This window comes from Sphingomonas azotifigens NBRC 15497 (assembly GCF_002091475.1).
Taxonomy (GTDB): domain Bacteria; phylum Pseudomonadota; class Alphaproteobacteria; order Sphingomonadales; family Sphingomonadaceae; genus Sphingomonas; species Sphingomonas azotifigens.
In genome coordinates, this window is record NZ_BCTR01000059.1 from 1 (window position 1) to 23,308 (window position 23,308).

Below are 23,308 nucleotides of genomic sequence, written 5' to 3' on the forward strand. Positions count from 1 at the left end.
CTGACCGATCCGCGAGTCCAGCGCTCGTGGAGAGTCCCCCACCCCAACCCCTCCCCTGAAGGGGAGGGGCTTAAGAAGGCAGGAAGAGACGATGACCACCGTGACCACCCCCCCCCGCCAGCGCCCCGCCGCGCTGCTTCTCACCCCCGCCGCCGAGGCGCGCATCGCCGCGCTGATGGCGAAGGCGCCGGAAGGCACGGTCGGCGTCAAGCTCTCCACCCCGCGCCGGGGTTGCTCGGGGCTGGCCTATTCGGTCGATTACGTCAGCGAGGCCAAGCCGCTGGACGAGCGGATCGAAACGCCCGGCGGCACCTTCTTCGTCGACGGCGCCTCGGTGCTCTACCTGATCGGCTCGACGATGGACTGGGTGGAGGACGATTTCACCGCCGGCTTCGTGTTCACCAACCCCAATGCCAAGGGCACCTGCGGCTGCGGCGAAAGCTTCATGGTCTGAGCCCAGCTCGCAAGCGGAGAAGGCCCGCATGTTCCCCTCTCGTCACCCCGGCGGAAGCCGGGGTCCATTGGGGCCCCCGTCGTCGCTCTTTCTCGGGCCGAGTGGCAAATGGATCCCGGCTTCCGCCGGGATGACAGCTTGGGGCGAGGGGACCCGCATCAACGATCCTTGGTATAAACCTGCCGGCTGGAGTACAGCCGCCGAAATGACTCAGACTGCGGACACTGCCGCGCTGCCGATCCGTGTGGCGGCGCTCTACCAATTTACCCGGTTCGACGATCCGGCGGCGCTGCAGGGCCCGCTGGCGAAGCTCTGCTGTTCGCAAGGCGTGAAGGGCACGCTGCTGCTCGCGCGCGAAGGGATCAACGGCACGATCGCGGGCAGCGACGAGGCCATCGCGGCGGTGGTCGACCATATCCGCGCGCTGCCGGGCTGCGCCGGGCTCGACGTGAAATATTCCCGCGCCGCCGCGCAGCCCTTCTATCGGATGAAGGTACGCCTCAAGCGCGAGATCGTGACGATGGGCCAGCCGGACATCGATCCGCTGGCGAGCGTCGGCACCTATGTCGCGCCCGAGGAGTGGAACGCGCTGATCGCGGATCCGAATACGATCGTGATCGACACGCGCAACGATTACGAGGTCGCCGCCGGTACCTTCCGCGGCGCGATCGACCCGCATACCAGGAGCTTCCGCGACTTCCCCGACTGGTTCCGCGCCCACCGCGAGGAACTGCTGGGGCGCGGCGAGACGCCGCCCAAGGTGGCGATGTTCTGCACCGGCGGCATCCGCTGCGAGAAGTCGACGGCGTTCCTCAAGTCCGAGGGCATCGAGGCGGTGTTCCACCTCAAGGGCGGCATCCTCAACTATCTGGAGAAAGTGCCCGAGGCGGAGAGCCTGTGGGACGGCGAATGCTTCGTGTTCGACCAGCGGGTGACGGTCGGCCATGGCCTGGCGCCGGGCAGCTACGAACTCTGCCACGCCTGCCGCCGCCCGGTGAGCGTCGAGGACCGCCGCTCGCCGCACTACGAGGCGGGGGTCAGTTGCGCGGCTTGCTATGACGAGCGCACCGATGCGGACCGCGAACGCTACCGGGAGCGCCACCGGCAGGAGAGCTTCGCCGCGACGCGCGGCGAGCCGCATGTGGGGAAAGTATATCCGGTGGACAGCAGCGACTGACCGGAGCGACTCGGCGGTGCATTCGGGCGCATCGACTAGACACCCATTGCTGATGTTACCGTCAGCCGATCGGGCGAGGTTCTCGTGGGGATTTCCACCCAGGCGGCAAGGGCTCGCCATAGCCTTCAGGTAGTTTGAAGGATGCTCCGTAGGCGAACTGCCCCGTGGCACCCTTGAAGCCAAGCAGATACCAGATCTCCACCATGTAATCGCTCGTGCGATCCCGATCTTCTGTTTCAAGCATGCTGACGCGATCGATCGCTTGGCCGATCAGCGCGGATACTTTGGTGGCGGAAATTGGCCCGTCTTTCTGTTCCAAGATGGCATCGATCACGTTGTTGACCGCCAGTCGCGCGGTCACGCCGTCCTCGGGTGTTGCAATACCTGTGTAGCCGAGGGGCGGATAATCATACGGCTCGAACTTATGCTCCTTGCGGAGGCGCTCCAGCGTGGCCCGCTTGCCGGCGTCCAGCAGCACGGTCTCCTGCGATGGTTTGGGAAATTGACTGTCGTACTTCCACCAACCCAGCAGGACGAGCGCCGACAGACCGATCGCGACAAAGACAAGGAACGTGCGCATCGGTGAAGCATGGCGCCACCTGTCACCGCCATCAACCACTTTCGCTTATCCCTGCGTGTGACGATCGACATGGGACAGCCGAGATCGCGGCGCCAATGGCCGGTCCGTTCCGGAAGCTGGTATCTTACCGCAACCCCGGCTGCGGCGCTCCCCGCGCCCGCAACCGCAGCGCAAGCACATAGATGATCACCGCCACCCCGGCGAACAGGAACCACTGCACCGCATAGGCGAGGTGGTTGTTGGGTACGCTGGCGATGTCCGGCGGGGTGCTCGGCTCCAGCCCCGGCGCGGCCTGGTCGGAGACCAGCATCAGCGGCTGGGGCGTGCCGTCGAAGAGGCTCGCGATCAGCGGGCGATGGTCCGGTGCGCGGGTGAGGGTGCCGGTCACCACCCCGCCGGGCCAGTGCGGGCGGAACATCGGGTCGCGGGTCACCCCCATGTCGACCAGCAGCGTGGCGCCCGCATGGGTGCGGCAGGTGGCGATCTGTCGCCATCCTTGCAGGCCCTTCACCCCGCGCCCGCCCTGCCGCGCCCAGCCGGCGACCGACTGGCAGGTGCTGCGCGCATGGCGGAACAGCAGCGAGGCATCGGCCGCGCCGCTCTCGATGGTGATCGTCGGCTGCAGCGTGTTGGCGGCGAACATCGCCAGCGCGCTCTGCTTCTGGCTCCGCCGGTCGAGCTGCCAGAAGCCGAGCGCGAGCATCGCCGCCACCGCGAGGCCGACCAGCAGGGTGGGGAGCAGCGGCAGCCGACGCATCTCAGTCCTTGGCGATCCGGCCCTCATGGGCACGGTTGCGATACTCCAGCGCGAGCAACAGCCCCTTGGCCACGCGCAGCGCCCCCATCACCATCGCCAGCGTCACCGGCGGCCAGAGCAGCAGATGCACCCAGAAGGGCGGCGAGACGCTGAACTCCAGCCACAGCGCCAGGATCGTCACCAGCGCGCCGATGCCGAGCGTCAGGAATACCACCGGCCCGTCGCCGACGTTGAAGTCGGAGAATCGCAGCCCGCAGGCCGGGCAGCGATCGGCAAAGGCGGTGACGCTGCGGAACAGCGTCCTGGCGCCGCAGCGCGGGCAGCAGCCATAAAGGCCGGATGCGATCGGGGGCGGCAGCGTGGCACTGCCGCCCCCGGCGGGATCGGGTGTGGTCCCGGTCACGTCAGCCGGCGTGGACCGGCGCGCCCCAACCGCCCCAGACATAGATCGACGCGAACAGGAACAGCCAGACAACGTCGACAAAGTGCCAGTACCAGGCCGCCGCCTCGAAGCCGAAATGCTGGCGGGGGGTGAAGTCGCCGCGATAGGCGCGCACCAGGTTCACGATCAGGAAGATCGTGCCGACGATCACGTGGAAGCCGTGAAAGCCCGTCGCCATGAAGAAGGCGCCGCCATAGCTCGATCCATGCTCCGCCGCCGCCTTGAAGGGGAACGGCGCCTCCATATACTCATAGGCCTGGAAGCAGCTGAAGGTAATGCCCAGGATCACCGTGAGCCACAGGCCCTTCTTCACGCTGTCATTCTCGCCGACGCCGATCAGGCCCCAGAGCCCGCGCAGTTCGCCGCCGCGCTCATTGTGGATCAGCCCGTGGTGCGCCCAGGTGACGGTGCAGCCCGAGCAGAGCAGGATCAGCGTGTTGAGCAGCGGGAACTGCCACGCGTCGAGCACTTCCATGCCCTTGGGCGGCCAGGTGCCGCCGACCGCCTCGACCGTGGAGGGGAAGAGCGAGAAGTCGAACCAAGCCCAGAACCAGCCGACGAAGAACATCACCTCGGAGGCGATGAACAGGATCATGCCATAGCGCAGATGAAGCTGGACGATCGGGGTGTGATCGCCGGCATGCGCCTCCTGGATTACCTTGCCCCACCAGCCGAACATGGTGAGCAGCACCAGCGCGAAGCCGGTGGTGAGTACCAGCGTGCCGTTCGGGTATTTGTGCATCCACAAAACGGCGCCCGAGGCGAGGATCACCGCGCCGAGCGAGCCGAGGAGCGGCCAGATGCTCGGCGGCAGGATATGGTACTGGTGGTTCTTTGCTCCAGCCATGGGCGTATCCCAATCCTCTCTCTATTTTGCGCGATGCTAGCTTGGTGTCTTCGGCGAATCCACTGGATAAAATGTATAGGACAAGGTGATCTCCTCGACGTCGCGCGCGTCGGGATCATTGAGAATTTTCGGGTCGACGAAGAAGATCACCGGCATGCGGACGGTCTCGCCCGGCTGCAGCGTCTGCTGGGTGAAGCAAAAGCACTGGATCTTGGTGAAATATTTGCCGACCTGCGCCGGCGTGACGTTGAACGTCGCGGTGCCGGTAAGCGGTCGGTTCGAGGTGTTGGTGGCGGTGAAGAACGCCATGTCGCGGCCGCCGATGTCGATCGTGTCCGATCGGCGCTCGGGGGCGAACTTCCAGGGCAGCTTGGGGCTGACATTGCTGTCGAAGGCGATCGTGATCTTCTGGCCCGTGGCGCCGGGCGCGCGCAGGCCGCGCTGGGTGGTGCCGTTGAGGCCGGTCGCCTCGCAGAAGATTCGGTAGAGCGGCACCGCGGCGAAGCCGAGCCCGGTCATGCCGCACACCAGCACGGCACCCATCAGGCCGACGCGCAGGTTGCGGCTGATCCTCATCCGTGGGCCAGCTTCATCTTCACGATCGAAATCGCGAACACCAGCACCACGAATCCGCCGAGCAGCAGCGCCATAACCCGGGCGCGAGCCCGTTGGCGGGCGCGAATCAGTTCCAGCTCCGATGCCGGCATGCGGTTACCATCCTCTCCGCGGGAATCGTTCATCCGATCCACCTGTCGATCACGAGCGCACCAAATAGCACGAACAGATACAATATCGAGAATTTGAACAGGCGCTTTTCCGGGATCATACGGTCTTCCGGCGCGCTGCGGCGGGTGGCGACCTGCACCGCCATGGCGAGGAAGATGCCTGACATCACCGCGGCGGTGAGGCCGTAGAGCATGCCGGTGAGTCCCAGCGGCCAGGGCGCAGCGGCGGCAGCGATCATCGGCAGCGTGTAGAGGCCGATCTGGATCCGCGTGGTGCGTTCGCCGGCGACGACCGGCAGCATCGGCACGCCGGCATTGGCGTAATCGGTCTTCACGAACAGCGCGAGCGCCCAGAAATGCGGCGGCGTCCACAGGAAGATCAGCGCGAACAGCAGCAGCGGCAGCGTCGCGACGCTGCCCGTCGCCGCCGCCCAGCCGATCAGCGGCGGAAAGGCGCCGGCAGCGCCGCCGATCACGATGTTCTGCGGCGTCCGGCGCTTGAGCCAGATCGTGTAGACGAACACGTAGAACAGGATCGAGACCGCGAGAATCAGCGTCGCGACCAGGTTGATCGCCACATACATCAGGAACAGGCTGAACGCGGCGAGCCACACCCCGAAGTGCAGCGCCGATTGCCGCTCCATCCGGCCGGCGGGCAGCGGCCGGCCCTGGGTCCGCTTCATCTTGGCGTCGAGATCGGCCTCATACCACTGGTTGAGCGCCCCTGCCGCACCCGCGCCGAGCGCGATGCACAGAATTGCGGTGAAGCCGAGCACCGGGTGGATCTGCACGGGTGCGGCCAGCATGCCGCACAGCCCGGTGAAGACGACCAGCGTCATCACCCGCGGCTTGGTGAGGGCAAGGAAATCGCGCCAATCGGCGGGCAGTGCGGGATTGGCGTTGGTCACGGACATCATCGCTCCCGCTATACGGCGCGGCTCGGGCAGGCGAAAGAGGTCAGCCGAGTCGCTTGGCGTTAGCCCGCACCTTGCGCCGATAATGCTTCAGTGCCTTGCTCGCTTGGGCGTGGGGCGTGCTGCCCAGCCGGCCGGTGGCGGCGGCGACCTGCAGTTCCCAGGCGGCCTGCATCTTCTCGGCGACCATGCGCTGCGCCTCGGCAGATGCAGCGGGACCGCCGGCGGCGAGCTTGGTAAGGCGCAGGCCGATCACCGTGGAAGCCTCCATGCCCAGCATCCAGCTATCGAGGCCGATCTTCATCCAGTCGGCATAGGGCGTGCGCATGGGGTGGTCTCCAAGGGTAGGCGTCTCGCTCAGAACGCGCGAGCATCGACTCCGGGGCCGACCATAGCATGTGCCGGTTACCAACTTCATGCGCATAGCGGCAGCGCCGCGGTCAACCAAAAACAGAAGCCTCGGAAGTATCCCTCCGAGGCTTCTGTTTTTACGACCGGATCGGCTCAGTCGATCTTGGGCAGCGTCTCGAACTGGTGGAAGGGCGGGGGGCTCGGCAGCGTCCATTCGAGCGTGGTCGCGCCTTCGCCCCAGGGATTGGCTTCCGCCTTCTTGCCGGCGAGCAGCGCATAGATGATGTTCACGAAGAACACCGCCATGCCCGCCGCCATCACCATATAGCCGACCGTCGCCATGTGGTTCCAATAGGCATATTGGTCCGTATAGTCGGGGATACGGCGCGGCATGCCCTGCAGGCCCAGGAAGTGCATCGGGAAGAACAGCAGGTTCACGCCGATGAAGAACACCCAGAAGTGCACATGGCCGAGCAGCTCGCTGTACATCTTCCCCGTCATCTTCGGGAACCAGTAGTAGAAGCCCGCGAACAGGCTGAACACCGCGCCCAGCGACAGCACATAGTGGAAGTGGGCGACGACGTAATAGGTGTCCTGCATATAGTCGTCGACGCCGCCATTGGCGAGGACGACGCCGGTCACGCCACCGACGGTGAACATGAAGATGAAGCCGATCGCCCAGACCATCGGGGTCTTGAAGCTGATCGAGCCGCCCCACATCGTCGCGATCCAGGAGAAGATCTTCACGCCGGTCGGCACTGCGATCACCATGGTGGCGGCGGTGAAGTACATCTTCACCTGCACCGGCAGCCCGGTGGTGAACATGTGGTGCGCCCAGACGACGAAGCCGACCAGCCCGATCGCCACCATCGCATAGGCCATGCCGAGATAGCCGAACACCGGCTTGCGGCTGAACGTCGCGATGATGTGGCTGATGATGCCGAAGCCCGGCAGGATCATGATGTACACTTCGGGGTGGCCGAAGAACCAGAAGAGATGCTGGTAGAGCACCGGGTCGCCGCCATATTGCGGATCGTAGAAGGCGGTGCCGAAGTTGCGATCGGTGATCAGCATGGTGATCGCCGCCGCCAGCACCGGCAGGGCGAGCAGCAGCAGGAAGGCGGTGACCAGCACCGACCAGGCGAACAGCGGCATCTTGTGCAGCGTCATGCCCGGCGCGCGCATGTTGAAGATCGTGGTGATGAAGTTGATCGCGCCGAGGATCGACGCCGCGCCCGCCAGATGGAGCGAGAAGATCGCGAAATCGACCGACGGCCCCGGCTCGCCATAGGTGGAGAGCGGCGCATAGACGGTCCAGCCGGTGCCGGCACCCACGCCCACGAAGGGCGAAAGCATCAGCAGGATGAACCCGGCCACGGTCAGCCAGAACGAGATGTTGTTCATCCGCGGGAAGGCCATGTCCGGCGCGCCGATCATGATCGGCACGAACCAGTTGCCGAAGCCGCCGATCATCGCCGGCATCACCATGAAGAACACCATGATCAGGCCGTGCGCGGTGATCAGCACGTTCCAGAAGTGCATCGCCTCGTCGAACGTGCCTTCGCCGTGCAGCTTGGCGACCCACCAGGGCAGGTACTGGATGCCCGGCTGCATCAGCTCGGCACGCATGATGCCCGAGATCGCGCCGCCGATGATCCCCGCGAAGATCGCGAAGATCAGGTAGAGCGTGCCGATGTCCTTGTGGTTGGTCGACATGAACCAGCGCGCGAAAAAGCTGGGCTTGTGATCGGCGTCATGGTCGCCATGCGCATGGTCGTGCGCGGCGGTATAGGGGAGCGCGGTATCGGTCATGGCTCAGTTGCCCGTGTTGCCGGCGCCGGCGGGGTTCGCGGTCGCAGGCTTGTTGGACGGTGCCGGGGTGGCGGTGGCGTCGACAGTGGGGGCGGCTTCCACCGCGCCGTTGGCGGTGGCGTCGGTCGCATCGTTGCCGATGGCGGTGGTGCTTGCCGGCTCGGCCTTGGCGCCCGGCATGGTGCCGCCCTTCGAGGCGACCCATTGCGCGAACTTGGCGGGGCTCACCGCTTCGACCGCGATCGGCATATAGGCGTGGCGCGCGCCGCACAGTTCGGAGCACTGGCCGAAATACACGCCTTCCTTCTGGATGACGAAGCTCGTCTCGTTGAGGCGGCCGGGAATCGCGTCGAGCTTGATCCAGAAGGCGGGCATCGCCCAGCTGTGGATCACGTCGGTCGCGGTGGTGACGAGGCGGATCGGCACACCCACCGGCAGCACCACGCGCTGGTCGGTGGCGAGCAGGCGGGGGCCGTCGGCATCGGTGCGATAGCGCTGGCCCTTGCCGACCTGCCCCTCTTCCTTGAGCATGTTGGCGGTCAGCTGAATGTTGCCGTTGTCCGGATATTCGTACGACCAGAACCACTGGTTGCCGATCGCCTTCAGCGTCACCGCGCCCTTGGGGGCCGGCTTGAACTGCGCGGCAAGCAGCTTGATCGAGGGGATCGCGATCGCGACCAGGATCAGCACGGGCGCCAGCGTCCAGAGGATCTCGATCGCAGTATTGTGGCTGGTGCGCGACGGCGTCGGGTTCGCGGCGCGACGATAGCGGATGATTACCCACAGCAGCAGCAGCAGCACAAACGCCGAGATGATCGTGATCAGTGGCACCAGGATATAGTTGTGGAAGTCGTGCGCTTCCTTGCCGGTGGGCGTTACCTGCTGCTGCAGGTAGAACGCCTTGTCGACAGGCTCGCCGACGCCCGGCGTGGCCTGATGCAGCGGTTTGCCGGTAGCATCGAGAGTCGGGTCCGCGGCCTTCGCGGCGGGGGCCGCCGGTGCGGCGGCGGCAGGCGCAGGTGCAGCCGCCGCGGCGGGTTGCGCCGTTCCGGGAGAAGCGAAGGCCAGCCCAGCGGCCAGCAGGATCGACGGTACCAAGAAACTGCGCATATGGTGTTGTCACCCCTCTCCAGGAACGCACAACCAGGGCATCCTAGCGGCCCTTTGAACCAAAGGTATAGCTGGGAAAAGGCTATGCTCAACCTTTTTCGCGTGCGGTTGCGGAGGCTGCCCCCGCCACTTAAAGGATCGTTCCACCGTTGACTTCAGGAGCCCAGACATTGACCGGAGACGCCATCCTCGACGAATTTCGCGACGCAGGCGCGTTGCTTGAGGGGCATTTTATCCTGTCTTCGGGTTTGCGCTCTCCCGTATTTCTCCAGAAGATGCGGATCTTTGAGGATCCGGTCCGCACCGAGCGGGTGTGCGGTGCGCTCGGCAAGCTGATTCGCGAGACGTTCGGGCAGGTCGACATCGTCGTCTCGCCCGCGATCGGCGGGATCATCCCCGGCTATGAGACGGCGCGCGCGCTCGGCTGCAAGGCGGTGTTCGTCGAGCGCGAGGACGGCGAGTTCCAGCTGCGCCGGAGCTTCGAGATCCCCGAAGGCGCGCGCGTGGTGATGGTCGAGGACATCGTCACCACCGGGCTTTCCTCGCGCGAGTGCATCGCGGCGATCCGCAAGCATCCCGGCACGCTGGTGGGTGCGGCGTGCATCGTCGACCGCTCGAACGGCAAGGCCGATGTCGGCGTGCCGCTGATCTCGCTGACCAAGCTCGACGTGCCGGCGTATCCGGCCGACCAGTTGCCCCCCGAGCTGGCGGCGATCCCGGCGATCAAGCCGGGGAGCCGGGCGATCACCGCATGACCGGCAGGCTGCGCCTCGGGGTCAATATCGACCATGTCGCGACCGTGCGAAACGCGCGCGGCAGCGGCTATCCGGACCCTGTGCGCGCAGCGTTGCTTGCGGCGGAAGCGGGGGCGGACGGCATCACCGCGCATCTGCGCGAGGATCGCCGGCACATCACCGATTCCGATATCGCGCGGCTGGTCGCCGAGCTGACGGTGCCGCTCAACCTCGAAATGGCGGCGACCGAGGAAATGCTCGCGATCGCGCTCAAGCACCGCCCGCACGCGGTCTGCATCGTGCCCGAGAAGCGCGAGGAACGCACCACCGAGGGCGGGCTCGACGCGGCGGGCATGTTTGACCTGCTGGCGCCGATGGTCGCCAAGCTGCGCGACAATGGCAGCCGCGTCTCGCTGTTCATCGAGCCCGAGGCGCGCCAGATCGATGCGGCGATCCGGCTCGGCGCGCCGGTGGTCGAGCTGCACACCGGCCGCTATGCCGAACTGACGGGCGCGGATCTCGCGGCGGAGCTGAAGCGCCTGTCCGACGCGGCGGCGCTCGCTGCGCGCAACGGCATCGAGCCGCATGCCGGCCATGGCCTGACCTTCGACAACGTCGTGCCGATCGCCGCGATCCCGCAGGTGATGGAACTCAACATCGGCCATTTCCTGATCGGCGAGGCGATCTTCGACGGCCTCGCGCCGGTGGTGCAGCGGATGCGCGCGCTGATGGACTCGGCGCGGTGAGGCTTGCCCGGCTTCTCCCTCTCCCGCTTGCGGGAGAGGGCCGGGGTGAGGGTGAGTCGGGCGCCTTCGGGTCAGCGATTTCGTGGCTCCCACACACCCTCACCCTTCCGCCGCCTGCGGCGGCTCCCTCCCTCTCCCGCAGGCGGGAGAGGGACGCATGATCCTCGGCTTGGGTTCGGACCTGTGCAATATCGAGCGGATCCAGAACTCGCTCGACCGCTATGGCCAGCGCTTCGAGCAGCGCGTGTTCACCGAGCTGGAACTCGCCAAGGCCGCCAAGCGCCCGCACAATTACGCCGCCACCCTCGCCAAGCGCTTTGCGGCCAAGGAGGCATTTTCTAAGGCGGTCGGAACCGGGTTCAGCCGGGGCGTGTTCATGAAGGATATCGGCGTGGTTAATGCACCGTCCGGCGCACCCACGCTCGCGCTGACCGGCGGGGCCAAGGCGAGACTTGACGCCATGACGCCAGCGGGACACGTGGCCAAGGTGCACCTGACGCTCACGGACGACATGCCCTGGGCGTTCGCGATGGTGATGATCGAGGCCGTGCCGGCGGAAAAGGATATGTGATGGGGGCGGACGAACTGGCGTTGAGCAGCAAGCGGAGCGAGCGACGCCAGAGCGCCACAAGGCAGGGCACCGATTGGTGGGCCGAACTGCGCGGCATCGTCTGGCTGGTCCTCGGCGTGCTCGCCTTTCACAGCCTGATCGCCAAGCCCTTCTACATCCCCTCGGAATCGATGCTGCCGACGCTGCGGGTGGGCGACCAGCTGATCGTCAGCAAATATCCCTACGGCTATTCCTTCGTCACGCCGACCTTCCACCTGCTGCCCCCGATCCCCGGCCGTATCCTGGGCCGGCTGCCCGAGCGCGGCGACATCGTCATCGTCACCCCGCCGCAGCACAGCACCGACTATATCAAGCGCGTGATCGGCCTGCCCGGTGATACCATCGCGGTGCGCGACGGGGTGGTCTGGCTCAACGGCAAGGCCGTGCCGCGCGAGCCCCTCGGCGAACGCCTGGTGCCGATCGACGGCAACACCCGCTGCGATCCCGATCCCGAGCGCGGCGGATCGATCTTCTACGACGGTCGCCGCGTCGTCCACCAGGGCAAGGCCTATTGCAGCCTGACGCTGTTCCGCGAGACGCTGCCGAACGGCGCCAGCTACGACATCGCCGACCTGGGCGATTCTGCCGGCGACAATTTTCCGCCCACCGTGGTGCCCAAGGACCATGTGTTCCTGATGGGCGACAATCGCGACAACAGCGCCGACAGCCGTTTTACTTTAGAACAGAACGGGTTGGGTGGGCCGGTGCCGTGGGAGAATATCGGCGGGCGCGCCGAATTCATCACTTTTTCGCGCGACGGTTCGTCGACCTGGAACCCGTTGACCTGGTTCACGGGTTTCCGCGGGGATCGGTTCGGCATTTCGCTGCACCCCACCCACGAGGAACAATGAGCAACGATCCGCTGGAATCCGCGCACGTCCGCGTCGTGCGCGAGCCGGGCCCGAACGAGTTTCGCGATCCCGCCACCCGCGCCGAGTTCAAGAAGGCCGCCGTCTGGCTGGGCATGGCGGTGGGCATCGCGCTGATCGTGCTGCTGATCCAGCCGCTGCTGATCATCTTCGCAGGCCTCGTCTTCGCCTCGATGCTCGATGGCGGCGCGCGACTGCTCGGCAAGGTGCTGCCGATCCCGCGCGGCTTGCGCATCGGCCTGGTGCTGATCCTCGTCTTCGGCTTTTTCGGCCTCGTTTTCTACCGCACCGGCGTGCAGATCTCGGATCAGGCCGAGCAGCTGCGCACCACGCTGGAGGCGCAGGCCAACCGCGTCGCGCGCTGGGCCTCCGACATGGGGCTGATGCCCGGCCGCTCGGACATCAACGGCATGCTGCGCGAGGCGCTGGGCTCGGTGGGCAAGCTGACCAGCGCCGTGGGCACCGCGATCGGCGCGGTGACCAGCATGATCATGATCCTGATCCTCGGCCTGTTCATCGCGCTCGAGCCGCGCATCTACGAGCGCGGGCTGCAATGGATGGTACCGCTCGACCAGCGCCACGCCTTCGCCCACATGCTGGGCGGCATGGCGACGACGATGCGGCGGCTGCTCGCCGGGCGGCTGCTCGGCATGGCGTTCGAGGGCGTGCTGACCTGGATCCTGCTCAGCGTCGCCGGGGTCCCGATGGCGCTGCTGCTCGGCATCATCACCGGCGTGCTCGCCTTCATCCCCAATGTCGGCGCGATCATCTCGGGCGTGCTGATGGCGGCGGTGGGCTTCAGCGCGGGGCAGGAGACCGGCGTCTGGGCGATCATCATCTACTTCGCCGTGCAGAATTTCGACGGCTATGTCGTGATCCCGATGGTCGCCAAGCGCACCGTCGACCTGCCGCCGGCGCTGACGCTCTCCTCGCAGATCCTCGCCGGCACGCTGTTCGGGGTGCTCGGACTGGCGCTGGCCGATCCCATGGTGGCGATGATCAAGGTCGCGCTGGAAAGCAATGCGCGGCTCAACGGCAAGAAGCCCAAGGACGACGAGGACGCGGACGAGGGCTGAGCGGATGCTGGTGCTGCACGACTATTTCCGCTCCTCGGCCGGGTACCGGGTACGGATCGCGCTCAACCTCAAGGGCGTGGACTATGTGCGGCACGAGGTGCCACTGCTCGAGAACGCCCAGCGCAGCCCCGACCATCTCGCGCGCAACCCGCAGGGGCTGGTGCCGGCGCTGGAGGCGGACGGCCGCGTGTTCACCCAGAGCCTGGCGATCCTCGATTGGCTCGACGCGCGCTACCCCGAACCGCGGCTGGTCCCCACCGATCCCGATGCGCGCGCCGACGCGCTCGCCCGGGCGATGGTGATCGGGATGGACGTGCATCCGATCAACAATCTGCGGGTGATGCGCCATCTGGAGCATGGGATCGGCGCCGATGCCGCGGCACGATCGGCCTGGACCGCGCATTGGATGACCGAAGGATTCTCGGCACTGGAGACGATGGCGCGCAACTCGGGTGGCGGTGGCCCGTTCCTCGGCGGTGCCGCACCCGATATCTCCGACTGCTTCCTGGTCCCGCAACTGTTCAACGCCCGGCGCTTCGCCGTGCCGCTGGACGCCTATCCGCTCCTGCTGCGCGCAGAAGCGGCTGCGCTCGACCATCCGGCCTTTGTCGCCGCCCATCCGGATGCCGTCGCGCCGCATGCTTGAAAAACTGGGGTGCGCCGCAGCGGCGCTGTGCGTGGCGGCGCCGGCCTGCGCGCAGGATGGCGCGCCCGCCGAAATCATTGTCACCGGCCGCGGGCTCGACCTGCCGCCGGGCGACGCCGCCTATGACGTGGTGACGATCGACCGCGCGCGGCTGGCCGACACCGCCAGCAACCGAATCGAGGACGTGCTCGCCGATGTCGCCGGACTCGCGCAGTTCCGCCGCTCGACCTCCACCTCGGCGCACCCGACCAGCCAGGGGATCACGCTGCGCGGGCTGGGCGGCAACGCCTCGAGCCGCGCGCTGCTGCTGCTCGACGGCGTGCCGCAGACCGATCCGTTCGGCGGGTGGGTGCCGTTTCCGGCGTACATGCCAGGGCGGCTCGCCGGTGTGCGGGTGACGCGCGGCGGCGGCAGTGGCTTTGCCGGGCCGGGTGCGCTGGCCGGGACGGTCGAGCTGGAGAGCGGCAGCCCCGCCGAACTGGGTCGGCTGAACGTCGCCGGTTTCTATGGCAGCCGCGACAGCGTCGACGCGAGCGCCGTCGCCGCGGTGCCGGTCCGCAGCGGCTTCTTCACCGTCGCCGGGCAATATGGCCGCAGCGACGGCTTCGTGCCGATCGTGCACCCCGGCCGCGTCGATCGTGCCGCGCCTTATGAGCAGGCGAGCGTCGCCGTGCGCGGCGTGGCGGATGTCGGGGGCGGCACCGAGCTCCAGACCAATCTCTCCGGCTTTACCGACCAGCGCGACCGCGGCACCGCCTTCACCGACGTGCTGAGCAAGGGCGCGGACGCGAGCGTGCGCCTCGTCCACCGCGGTAACGGGCAGAAGGGCGAATGGGGCTGGTCCGCGCTAGGCTATCTGCAAGTGCGCCAGTTCGACAGCGGCTTTGCCAGCATCTCCGCCGCGCGCGATACGGTGAGCCCGGTCGTGCAGCAGGCAGTCCCCGCGACCGGCGTCGGCGGCCGGATCGAGGTCGCCCCGCCGGTGGGCGGCGGCGTCACGCTGCGGCTCGGCGGCGACCTGCGCCGCGTCTCGGGCGAGACGCGGGAGCTCTATACCTTTGTCGGCACCAGCCCGACGCGGCGGCGCATTGCCGGGGGCGCCAGCCTCACGACGGGTGGTTTCGCCAATGCCAGCTACAACAGCGGCGGCTGGACGCTCGATGCCGGCGGGCGGCTCGATCATTGGACGATCTATGACGGCAGCCTGTTCGAGGCGCCGCTCGCCGCCGGTCCGGTGCTGACCGACACGCGGTACAGCAATCGCCATGGCTGGGAGCCGACCGGACGCCTGGGTGCCGCCTATGCGCTCGGCCCGGTGACGCTCCGCGCCGCCGGCTATCGCGGCTGGCGGCTGCCGACGCTCAACGAGCTCTACCGCCCGTTCCGCGCGGGTGCCGATGCGACGGCGGCCAACCCGGGCCTCGATCCCGAGCGGCTGTGGGGCGGCGAAGTCGGCGTCGACCTGCGCCCGCTGCCCGATCTGGTGTTCCGCGCTACCGGCTATTGGAACTGGCTCGACGGCGCGATCGCCAATGTCACGCTGGCGCGGGGGCCGGGCACCTTCCCCGGGGTCGGCTTCGTCTCGGCGGCGGGCGCCTATCGCCAGCGGCAGAATCTCGACGCGGTCGAGGCCAAGGGGATCGAGCTGGACGGGCGGTGGACGCTCGGCGCCTGGAGCCTCGCGGGATCCTGGGCCTATGCCGATAGCCGTGTTCACGCCTCGGGCGCGGCAGCGACGCTCGACGGGCTGCGCCCTGCCCAGACCCCGCGCTTCCAGGGCTCGGCGACGCTCGCCTGGCGCGCCGCCCTGGCCAACGCTTCGGTGACCGCCCGCTATGCCGGCGCACGGTTCGAGGACGATCAGAATAGCGCCCGGCTCGATTCGGCATGGACCGTCGACGCCACGCTCGGCGTGCCGCTGACCAGGGCGCTGCGGATCGAGGGCCGGGCCGAGAATCTGTTCGATGAAGTGGTGCAGGCAGGGATCAGCGGCGGCAATGTCATCGAGCGCGCGACGCCGCGCACGCTGTGGATCGGCCTGCGCTACGCGATGCGCTGACGGGCGAGCCTGCTGAACAGCGCGAGATAGTCGCCGACCGGGTCCCCCGCGTCGTCGCGCGGTACCGGGCGCGCGCGACCGGGCGCAAGCCAATGCTCGAGCGCGGCGACCAGCGCGTCGCCGTCCTCGCGGGCGACAACGGAGCCGAGCGCGGGCGAATCGATCAGCTCGCGCACCGCGACGCTCGCCTCGGTGGCAACGACCGGCGTGCCCTGTGACAGCGCCTCGCGGATCACCCCGGGCACGCCTTCGAAGTCGGAGGTCAGCGCCGCGACCGTCGCCCCCTTCAGCGCTGGCAGCGGATCGCTGACATGGCCGGGCATGCGCACCCGGTCGCCGAGCCCCATCCGCGCCACCTGCGCCGCCAGCGACGCCCGCGCGCTGCCCTCGCCCAGCAACAGCAGCTGGACCGAGCGATCGGCCAGCCGCGGCAACGCGTCGATCAGCCGGTCCCAGCGCTTCTGCGGCTCGAGCCGGCCGACGCCGACGATATAGCGGCCCGCCGGCAGCGCGATCGGCGCCGCATCGTGGATGCGTTCGGCGGGCGGGTTGGCGATCACGCTCACCCGCTCCTGGGGGATCGCCATTTCAGTGATCGCCTCGCGCGCCATCGCGGGAGTCATCGCCACGATATGATCGAGGAACCAGGGATGCCAGCGCAGCCAGCGATTATAGCCCCAGGCGACGAACCGCCACATTTCCGGCCGCACCAGCGCGTTCGAGACCTTGGCGACGATCGGCGGGCAGGCGCGGCCGAGTCGCAGCCGGATGACGGCGCTGACGGCGGTATAATAGTTGCCGGGGCAGAACAGGATGTCCGGATCCACGCTGCGAACCTTGCCGGGCATCCGCAGCAGGATCGGATAATGCGGGCTGCCGAGCTCGATCAGCTCGATGCCGGGCGGCAGTTCGGCGGCGAGCGGCCCCTCGCAGGCGCCCAGCACCAGCGTCACCCGGTGTCCCCTTTCGAGCCATCCCGCCGCCATGCGCAGCAGTGCGCGTTCGACGCCGCCGCCCTGCAGCGTTTCTGCGAACGCCATCACATGGAGTGGCGTGGAGGGGGGCGACCGGTATAGCATCTACTTGCGGTTTGCCTTTCTAAAGCCCAAATCGCTGCCGGAATAAACCGCAATGTGTTGGGAAAGACCCAACGTCGCGCGACGTGCCCGAGATACGGGAGACGCCGAAACGCGGGAAGTGAGAGATTGTTTCGGTTTTGGCGGTGGCGCTTTTGGACGGATTGAACAGGCAGGTTGGAGAGGCTTCGATGACCCCGCGCGTGATCGAAGCCGCGATTCCCGCTGCACCCGATCTTGCGGGGCTCGAGCCCGTCGAGAAGATCAAGCGCCGCTGGCCGATGTGGCTGGGCGCGGGTCTCACGCTGCTGATGGTGGTGGGGCTGGGCCGCGAGCTGTTCGGCGGCGGCCTGGCCGGGCTGGCGCGGGCGATGCCCACCAATCCGCTCTTCTACCTCGTCTTCGTACTCTATTATCTCGGCTCGCCGACCTTCGACTACATCATCTTCCGCAAGCTGTGGCGGATTCCGATCGATGGCATGATCGCGCTCCACAAGAAGCGGATCGCAAACGAAGTGCTGCTCGGCTATTCGGGCGAGGCCTATTTCTACGCCTGGGCACGCCAGCGCACCCAGATGGTGGCAGCGCCGTTCGGCGCGGTGAAGGACGTGACGATCCTCTCGGCGATCGCCGGCAACGCGATGACGCTGGCGGTGGTGGCGATGGCGCTGCCGTTCGGCATCGACCTGCTGAAGCCCGCCGAGTTCAACACGCTGATGGGCTCGATCGCGGTGATCTTCGCGATGTCGCTGCCGTTCCTGGTATTTTCCAAGCGCGTCTTCTCGCTGCCGCGCGGCCAGCTGTGGTGGGTGTTCGGCATCCACTGCGTCCGCATCATCACCAGCTCGGTGCTGATCGCCTTTGCCTGGCATTTCGCGATGCCGCAGGTCTCGATCGGCATCTGGCTGCTGCTGTCGGCCGGGCGGCTGCTCGCCTGGCGTCTGCCGCTGGTGCCGAACAAGGAACTGCTGTTCGCCAGCTTCGCGATCATGGTGATCGGGCAGGGCGAGGCGCTTTCCGAGTTGATGGCGCTCATCGCCGGCCTTTCGCTGGTCGCCCATATGGTCCTGATCGCGGGCTTCGGCCTGCACGCACTGCTCACGAGGAAAAAAGCATGAAGCGCATCGCCTTTCTGGCCGCGACGATGCTGGCCGCCACGGCCGCCCACCCGGCCTCGGCGCAGGTGCTGGGCGAGGATGCCGGCGCCTGCAGCGGCGGTCGGGGATCGGCCATCCAGGCCGAGATCACCGGCTTGAAGGACCGCACCGGCCGGCTGAAGCTGGAACTCTATCCGGCGACCGAGGAGGATTTCCTCAAGGACGACCGGGACCTGGTGAAGGAAGGCAAGACCTTCCGCCGCATCTGGGCCAACACGCCGCCTTCGGGCGCGGTGGTGATGTGCATCCGCGTGCCGGGGCCCGGCGAATATGCGGTGCTGTTCACCCATGACCGCGACGGCAAGAACAAGTTCGATTTCTGGACCGACGGTGCCGGCTTCCCCTCCAACCAGCGGCTCGGCCGCAGCCGTCCCAAATTGCGTCAGGCGCTGGTGCATGTCGGGAACGGAGTGACGACCGTGAACATTCGAGCGCAGTATCTGCGCGGGCTGGGAGGATTCGGCCCGCTCAACTGAGGGGGCCTATGCGCATCGCCGACGTCAACGAGTTCTACTCGCCTACCGGCGGCGGGGTGCGCACCTATCTCGATCGCAAGATGGGCCTGATGGCGGATCTGGGGCACGAACTGATCGTGGTCGCCCCAGGGGCCGAGAACGCCGTCGAGGAGCGGCCGGGCGGGGGCGCGATCCACTGGATCAAGGCACCGCCGCTGCTGCTCGATCGCAACTACCGCATCTTCGTCAAGGACGAGCCGGTCTGGGCCGCGCTCGACCGGATCCAGCCCGACATCGTCGAGAACAGCTCGCCCTGGCTGCCAGCCTGGACGGTCGCGCGCTGGCCGGGGGACGCGCTCAAGGTCTATTTCGCGCATGGCGATCTGGTCGGCACCTATCCGCAGCGCTGGCTCGACAGCGTGGCGACGCCGCTCCAGGTGGAGCAGGCCTTTGGCTGGTACACTCGCTACATGGCGCGCTTCCTCGCCAGCTATGACGCGTTCGTCACCAACGGGCCGGCGCTGGCCAAGCGGTTCGCGCGGCGCGGGCTGAAGGTCGATGCGTCGGTGCCGCTCGGCATCGACCGCGGCTGGTTCTCGCCCGCGCTGCGCGACGAGAAGCTGCGCGTCTCGCTGCTCGCCCAGCTGGGCCTGCCGCCGGAGGGGCACCTGCTGCTCGGGCTGGGCCGCCACCACAAGGAAAAGCGCTGGCCGCTGGTGATCGAGGCGGTCGAGGCGGCGGCCAACGACCTGCCGGTGGGGCTGATGCTGCTCGGCGACGGACCGCAGCGCCACCAGCTCGAGGGGCTGATCGCCGAAAGCCCGCATATCCGCATTTTCCGGCCGGTGTACGATCGTCTGCGGCTGTCGCGCATCATGGCGAGCTGCGACGCGCTGATCCACGGTTCCGATGCCGAGCCGTTCGGACTGGTCGCGTGGGAGGCGCTCGCCTCGGGCCTGCCGCTGATCGGACCGGATGAGGGCGGGTTCGCCGAGGTCGCCGATCCGCTCTATGCGGAGACCTATGCCGCGCGTAATACGCTGTCGGCAGCCGATGCGATCCGCCGGCTGTTCGCGCGCGACCAGACGCTGCTGCGCCACGCCGCGCAGGTGGCTGCGGCAAAGGTACGCAGCGACGCCGATCACGCCGCTGCGCTGATGGACTGCTATGCCGGCCTGCTCGCCGCCCGGCGGAATGGCACCGCGGCGGCAATCGCCGGCGCGGCATAGACGGTGATCGGCACCCGGCCGAGCAGATAGGTGCCGCGGATCGTATAGCCTAGGCGATGCAGATAGTGCTGCACCCGGACACGCACCGCCAGCCGCTCGCCGCGGAACGGGGGACGCATCACGACGACGGCGGGGTGCCGGGCAAAGATGCGGTCGACCTCCTCGATCTGGTCGACGCCGAGTGCGCCGTTCTCGCGCTGGCGGGACAGGTGGCTGGGGAACAGCCATGGCGACAGCGCGCAGCGGCCGGTCGCGCCGTACAGCATCGAATCGCCCGAATGGACATAGAGGCAGCCGCGCCCCTTGCCGATCGCGTCGGCGAGCGTGGCGAACTGGGCGGCGTTGCCGCGGGCGGCCTGGGCAGCAAATACGCAAACGGTCCCGGCGATCAGCGCGATCCCGAGGAGCGCGGGGGCGACGATGCGCCGGCCGATGCGGTCGTGCGCAAAGAAGGCTGCGCAGCCGAGGCTGGCGGGCACCATCGCGGGCAGCGCATAATGCGGGAACCAGGAGCCGAACACGATCAGCCCCAGCATCGCCGCGATCAGCCAGCCCAGCAGGAGCGTGCCGGCATCGGAAAGCTCGCCATGCCGCTGGCGCCGCGCCCAGCCCAGTCCGCTCAGCACCAGCAGCGGCGCGAGCGGCACCATCACCTCGCAGAACGCGCCTACCAGATCGATGAAGGGATCGCTCTTGCGATCGAGGATCGAACCGAAATTGGCGTAGAACCAGGCGTCGAAATGCCCGAGCTTCGCATAGGTCGCGCCCGCGAGCAGCGTCGGCAGCATCGCCACGCCGGCATAGCCGAGCCCGCGGCGGGCGATATGGACGAAGCTGGCGCCGAGCATCGCCTCGCGCCGCAGCAGCCACAGGCCGAGGAACAGGCCTTCGAACAGCACGGTGTATTTCACCTGCAGCGCGAGGCCGGCCAGCAGCATCGCCAGCAGGTTGCGCCCGACGCGGGCGGGATCGCCGTCGCGATCGTCGGCGCGCGGCAGCATCAGCGCCACCGCCCCGATCACCAGCAGATTGTAGAATACCGGCGCCTGGCCGCCCTGACCGTCCGCCACGTTCAGCATCAGGATGTAGAGCAGCGCGGCGGGCAGCGCGCCGGCGCTCCAGCCGACGCGATCGGCGATCCGCGCGATCAGACCGGCGGTGCAAACCGCACAGGCCAGCGCCATCAGTTGGTACGCAAGGATGCCCCAGGGCAGGCCCAGCGCTGCGGCCGGAGCGTAGAGCAGGAACAGCCCGATCGGCTTGCGATCCCAGATGTCGACGAACGGCAGCGCGCCGTCCAGCATCCGGCGGGCGGTGACCCAGTAGAATTGCTCGTCGACGGCCACCACCGGGTTGCCGAAGGTCGCAGCGCGCACCGCCACCGCCACGGCCACCAGCACCAGCCAGCGCGGGACGGTCGCCGCAGCCGCTGCCAGCCCCGCTTTCGGCTCGGCAATGCCGAGCGTTGCGATCCGCGTCGCCATCAGTTGGCGGTGCCGCGCGCCATGGAAGGATGCGCCGCTCGGCTGCGGCGGGACAGCCGGGCAAGGCCCGGGGCAATTCGGAATGCGTTCACGTGCGTCTTCGTCTCCGTGCTGCCGGCGGGCTTCCCGTCCGACAGGGTGCGCCCCCAGTTTTCACGCCCCGAATGTCGATTCGACGATTTGCCTAGCCCAGCTTTGCGCGGCTGTCACGAACCCGACACCAAGCAGAGGCACGGAGCGACCGACCGAGAAAGGGACGCGACAAGATGAACCATCGTATCGACCGCCGTTCGCTGCTGCTGACGGGCACCTTCGGCATCGGCGCGCTCGCGCTGCCGGGCATTGCGCTGGCGCAAGCCGCCGCGCGGGGCTTCACCCATTCGGTGGCGAGCGGCGAGCCGGGGCCGGACACGATGCTGCTGTGGACGCGCTACGTCCCCGCCGATGGGGCCGCGGTCAAGCTGCGCGCGCAGATCGCGACCAGCGCCGACTTTACCCGAATCGTCGCCGACGGCGAGCAGATCACCGGCCCGTGGCGCGACCATACCGCCAAGGTGACGGTCGCCGGCCTGTCGCCGGACACGCGCTATTTCTACCGCTTCGTGGCGCCGGACGGCAGCTTCTCGCCCGTCGGTCGCACCAAGACGCTACCGCTGGGCGATGCCCGCCGCTTCGGCATCGCGATCTTCTCCTGCTCGAACCTGCCGTTCGGCTATTTCAACGCCTATGGCCATGCCGCGGCGCGCGACGACATCGACCTGTGGATCCATCTCGGCGACTATCTCTACGAGTACAAGCAGGGCGGCTATGCGCCCGCAGGCGGTGCGGTGGGCGGCCGCTGGCCCGAGCCGGCGGGAGAGATGATCCATCTCGCCGATTATCGCCTGCGCTACGCCAGCTACCGCGCCGATCCCGACCTGCAGGCGCTGCATGCCGCCAAGCCGATGCTGATCCAGTGGGACGATCACGAAAGCGCGAACGACAGCTGGGAAGGCGGCGCCGAGAATCACCAGCCGGACAGCGAAGGCGACTGGAGCGCGCGTAAGGCAGCGGCGATGCAGGTGTTCCGCGAATGGATGCCGGTCTCCGAAACGCCCTGGGGCAGCTACGAGATCGGCACGCTCGCCACCTTCTTCCGCACCGAGAGCCGGTTGCTCGCGCGCAGCCAGCAGCCCGATGTCGCGCCGCTGTTCAAGGAGGCCGATCCGGTCAAGGCGCTCACCGCCTTCCGCGACGGCGCCTGGCAGGATCCGGCGGTGACGATGCTCGGCAGCGAGCAGGAAGTGTGGCTGGACCATGCGATGCGCCGCTCGGTGAAGGCGGGGCAGCGCTGGCAGGTGGTCGGCTTCGGCACGATCATGGGCAATCTGGTGACGCCGGCCGATGCGCTGGGCTGGATCGCGCCGGACGCCGATCCGCGCGCCAAGGCCTATGTGCAGGCAGGCGTGCTGGCGGGCAAGCTGGGGCTGCCGCTCGGCTATGACAGCTGGGGCGGCTATCCGGCGGCACGGGCGCGGTTCCTCAAATCGTCGCAGGCGATGGGCGCGAACCTGCTGGTGGTGTGCGGCGACAGCCACAATGCCTGGGCGTTCGATCTCGCGCAGGACGGCAAGGTGGCGGGCGTCGAGTTCGCCGGCCACGCGGTGACCTCGCCGGGCTTCGAAAGCGCGCTCAAGACCGATCCGAAGGTGGTCGCAGCGGGCTTGGTGAAGGCCAACCCCGAGCTGAAATGGTGCGACACCAGCCGCCGTGGATACATGGCGCTGACGCTCACCCCCGATCAGGCGCGCAACGACTGGGTGTTCGTGGACAGCATCACCACGCGGAGCCTGAAGGCGAGCGTGGGGCATAGCGCGACGGTGCAGCGCGGCCGCAACGTGATGGCGTAAGGCGATTGTTTCCCTCCCCCGTCGCGGGGGAGGGGTGTCGCATAGGACCAAGGAAGCGCGTCATCCCCGCGAAGGCGGGGATCCATTGGCGCCGAAATCTCGGTTCGTT

25 protein-coding genes are annotated in these 23,308 nt (G+C 67.7%); 13 read left to right on the forward strand and 12 right to left on the reverse strand.

What is annotated here, in order from left to right; genetic code table 11:
* The first annotated feature begins 91 nt into the window (after positions 1-91).
* Positions 92-454 carry a HesB/IscA family protein gene (locus tag SAZ01S_RS18145; RefSeq protein WP_084583690.1) on the forward strand — a complete coding sequence of 121 codons (363 nt, stop codon included), beginning with the start codon at positions 92-94 and terminating at the stop codon, positions 452-454.
* 205 nt (positions 455-659) lie between these two features.
* On the forward strand, positions 660-1,631 hold the full coding sequence (trhO, locus tag SAZ01S_RS18150) for an oxygen-dependent tRNA uridine(34) hydroxylase TrhO (protein ID WP_084583691.1): 972 nt from the start codon (positions 660-662) through the stop codon (positions 1,629-1,631).
* 61 nt (positions 1,632-1,692) lie between these two features.
* On the opposite strand, the gene SAZ01S_RS18155 is transcribed toward trhO, so the two are convergent.
* The 10 genes from SAZ01S_RS18155 to coxB form a co-directional block, all read right to left on the reverse strand.
* Entirely contained in the window at positions 1,693-2,211 is a 519-nt protein-coding gene (locus SAZ01S_RS18155; RefSeq protein ID WP_084583692.1) for a DUF4844 domain-containing protein, read from the reverse strand.
* 124 nt (positions 2,212-2,335) lie between these two features.
* Entirely contained in the window at positions 2,336-2,968 is a 633-nt protein-coding gene (locus SAZ01S_RS18160; RefSeq protein WP_084583693.1) for an SURF1 family protein, read from the reverse strand.
* A 1-nt stretch (position 2,969) separates the two neighbouring features.
* Positions 2,970-3,371: a DUF983 domain-containing protein gene (locus SAZ01S_RS18165; RefSeq protein ID WP_245824999.1), complete on the reverse strand. Its 402-nt coding sequence runs from the start codon at positions 3,369-3,371 to the stop codon at positions 2,970-2,972.
* Position 3,372: 1 nt separating this feature from the next.
* On the reverse strand, positions 3,373-4,257 hold the full coding sequence (locus tag SAZ01S_RS18170; RefSeq protein ID WP_084583695.1) for a cytochrome c oxidase subunit 3: 885 nt from the start codon (positions 4,255-4,257) through the stop codon (positions 3,373-3,375).
* 36 nt (positions 4,258-4,293) lie between these two features.
* Positions 4,294-4,833 (reverse strand): cytochrome c oxidase assembly protein, encoded by a 540-nt coding sequence (locus tag SAZ01S_RS18175; RefSeq protein ID WP_084583696.1) that lies wholly within the window; start codon positions 4,831-4,833, stop codon positions 4,294-4,296.
* Positions 4,830-4,997 carry a cytochrome c oxidase system small membrane protein gene (locus SAZ01S_RS24105; protein ID WP_167693206.1) on the reverse strand — a complete coding sequence of 56 codons (168 nt, stop codon included), beginning with the start codon at positions 4,995-4,997 and terminating at the stop codon, positions 4,830-4,832. Before SAZ01S_RS24105 ends, SAZ01S_RS18175 begins: the two co-directional genes overlap by 4 nt.
* Entirely contained in the window at positions 4,994-5,899 is a 906-nt protein-coding gene (locus SAZ01S_RS18180; protein WP_084583697.1) for a heme o synthase, read from the reverse strand. Before SAZ01S_RS18180 ends, SAZ01S_RS24105 begins: the two co-directional genes overlap by 4 nt.
* A 40-nt stretch (positions 5,900-5,939) precedes the next feature.
* Entirely contained in the window at positions 5,940-6,224 is a 285-nt protein-coding gene (locus SAZ01S_RS18185) for a hypothetical protein (RefSeq protein ID WP_084583698.1), read from the reverse strand.
* 176 nt (positions 6,225-6,400) lie between these two features.
* The gene (gene ctaD, locus SAZ01S_RS18190) at positions 6,401-8,059 is read right to left on the reverse strand and encodes a cytochrome c oxidase subunit I (RefSeq protein ID WP_084583699.1); all 1,659 of its coding nucleotides are present in this window, start codon (positions 8,057-8,059) and stop codon (positions 6,401-6,403) included.
* Between the two features lie 3 nt (positions 8,060-8,062).
* Entirely contained in the window at positions 8,063-9,169 is a 1,107-nt protein-coding gene (gene coxB / locus SAZ01S_RS18195) for a cytochrome c oxidase subunit II (RefSeq protein WP_084583700.1), read from the reverse strand.
* 170 nt (positions 9,170-9,339) lie between these two features.
* Between coxB and pyrE the strand changes: the two genes are divergently transcribed.
* From pyrE to SAZ01S_RS18230, 7 genes are all read left to right on the forward strand, one after another.
* Positions 9,340-9,924 (forward strand): orotate phosphoribosyltransferase, encoded by a 585-nt coding sequence (gene pyrE / locus SAZ01S_RS18200; protein ID WP_084583701.1) that lies wholly within the window; start codon positions 9,340-9,342, stop codon positions 9,922-9,924.
* Positions 9,921-10,649 (forward strand): pyridoxine 5'-phosphate synthase, encoded by a 729-nt coding sequence (locus SAZ01S_RS18205; RefSeq protein ID WP_084583702.1) that lies wholly within the window; start codon positions 9,921-9,923, stop codon positions 10,647-10,649. Before pyrE ends, SAZ01S_RS18205 begins: the two co-directional genes overlap by 4 nt.
* 157 nt (positions 10,650-10,806) lie before the next feature.
* Complete coding sequence (acpS, locus tag SAZ01S_RS18210; RefSeq protein ID WP_084583703.1) at positions 10,807-11,220, forward strand: holo-ACP synthase; 414 nt, start codon at positions 10,807-10,809, stop codon at positions 11,218-11,220.
* Positions 11,220-12,110: a signal peptidase I gene (lepB, locus tag SAZ01S_RS18215; RefSeq protein ID WP_084583704.1), complete on the forward strand. Its 891-nt coding sequence runs from the start codon at positions 11,220-11,222 to the stop codon at positions 12,108-12,110. The genes acpS and lepB overlap by 1 nt, the downstream gene beginning before the upstream one ends.
* Positions 12,107-13,204: an AI-2E family transporter gene (locus tag SAZ01S_RS18220; protein ID WP_084583705.1), complete on the forward strand. Its 1,098-nt coding sequence runs from the start codon at positions 12,107-12,109 to the stop codon at positions 13,202-13,204. Before lepB ends, SAZ01S_RS18220 begins: the two co-directional genes overlap by 4 nt.
* Positions 13,205-13,208: 4 nt before the next feature.
* A complete protein-coding gene (gene maiA, locus SAZ01S_RS18225) occupies positions 13,209-13,850 on the forward strand; it encodes a maleylacetoacetate isomerase (protein WP_084583706.1) in 642 nt (213 codons plus the stop codon).
* On the forward strand, positions 13,843-15,909 hold the full coding sequence (locus tag SAZ01S_RS18230) for a TonB-dependent receptor (protein WP_084583732.1): 2,067 nt from the start codon (positions 13,843-13,845) through the stop codon (positions 15,907-15,909). Before maiA ends, SAZ01S_RS18230 begins: the two co-directional genes overlap by 8 nt.
* Here the strand turns inward: SAZ01S_RS18230 and SAZ01S_RS18235 are convergent.
* On the reverse strand, positions 15,894-16,949 hold the full coding sequence (locus tag SAZ01S_RS18235) for a glycosyltransferase (RefSeq protein ID WP_139810135.1): 1,056 nt from the start codon (positions 16,947-16,949) through the stop codon (positions 15,894-15,896). The genes SAZ01S_RS18230 and SAZ01S_RS18235 overlap by 16 nt on opposite strands.
* 227 nt (positions 16,950-17,176) lie before the next feature.
* Between SAZ01S_RS18235 and SAZ01S_RS18240 the strand changes: the two genes are divergently transcribed.
* Genes SAZ01S_RS18240 through SAZ01S_RS18250 form a run of 3 tightly spaced genes read left to right on the forward strand, consistent with a single transcriptional unit; the run spans position 17,177 to position 19,826 of the window.
* Positions 17,177-18,103, forward strand: coding sequence for a hypothetical protein (locus SAZ01S_RS18240; protein WP_084583708.1), 927 nt, complete (start codon positions 17,177-17,179; stop codon positions 18,101-18,103).
* Positions 18,100-18,618, forward strand: coding sequence for a DUF2141 domain-containing protein (locus SAZ01S_RS18245; protein WP_084583709.1), 519 nt, complete (start codon positions 18,100-18,102; stop codon positions 18,616-18,618). Before SAZ01S_RS18240 ends, SAZ01S_RS18245 begins: the two co-directional genes overlap by 4 nt.
* A gap of 8 nt (positions 18,619-18,626) precedes the next feature.
* The gene (locus SAZ01S_RS18250) at positions 18,627-19,826 is read left to right on the forward strand and encodes a glycosyltransferase (protein WP_084583710.1); all 1,200 of its coding nucleotides are present in this window, start codon (positions 18,627-18,629) and stop codon (positions 19,824-19,826) included.
* Here the strand turns inward: SAZ01S_RS18250 and SAZ01S_RS18255 are convergent.
* Positions 19,763-21,310 (reverse strand): hypothetical protein, encoded by a 1,548-nt coding sequence (locus SAZ01S_RS18255; protein WP_084583711.1) that lies wholly within the window; start codon positions 21,308-21,310, stop codon positions 19,763-19,765. The two genes, SAZ01S_RS18250 and SAZ01S_RS18255, sit on opposite strands and share 64 nt — an antisense overlap.
* A gap of 266 nt (positions 21,311-21,576) precedes the next feature.
* Here SAZ01S_RS18255 and SAZ01S_RS18260 point away from each other — a divergent pair, with 266 nt between their 5' ends.
* Positions 21,577-23,199 carry an alkaline phosphatase D family protein gene (locus SAZ01S_RS18260; protein WP_084583712.1) on the forward strand — a complete coding sequence of 541 codons (1,623 nt, stop codon included), beginning with the start codon at positions 21,577-21,579 and terminating at the stop codon, positions 23,197-23,199.
* Positions 23,200-23,308 lie beyond the last annotated feature (109 nt).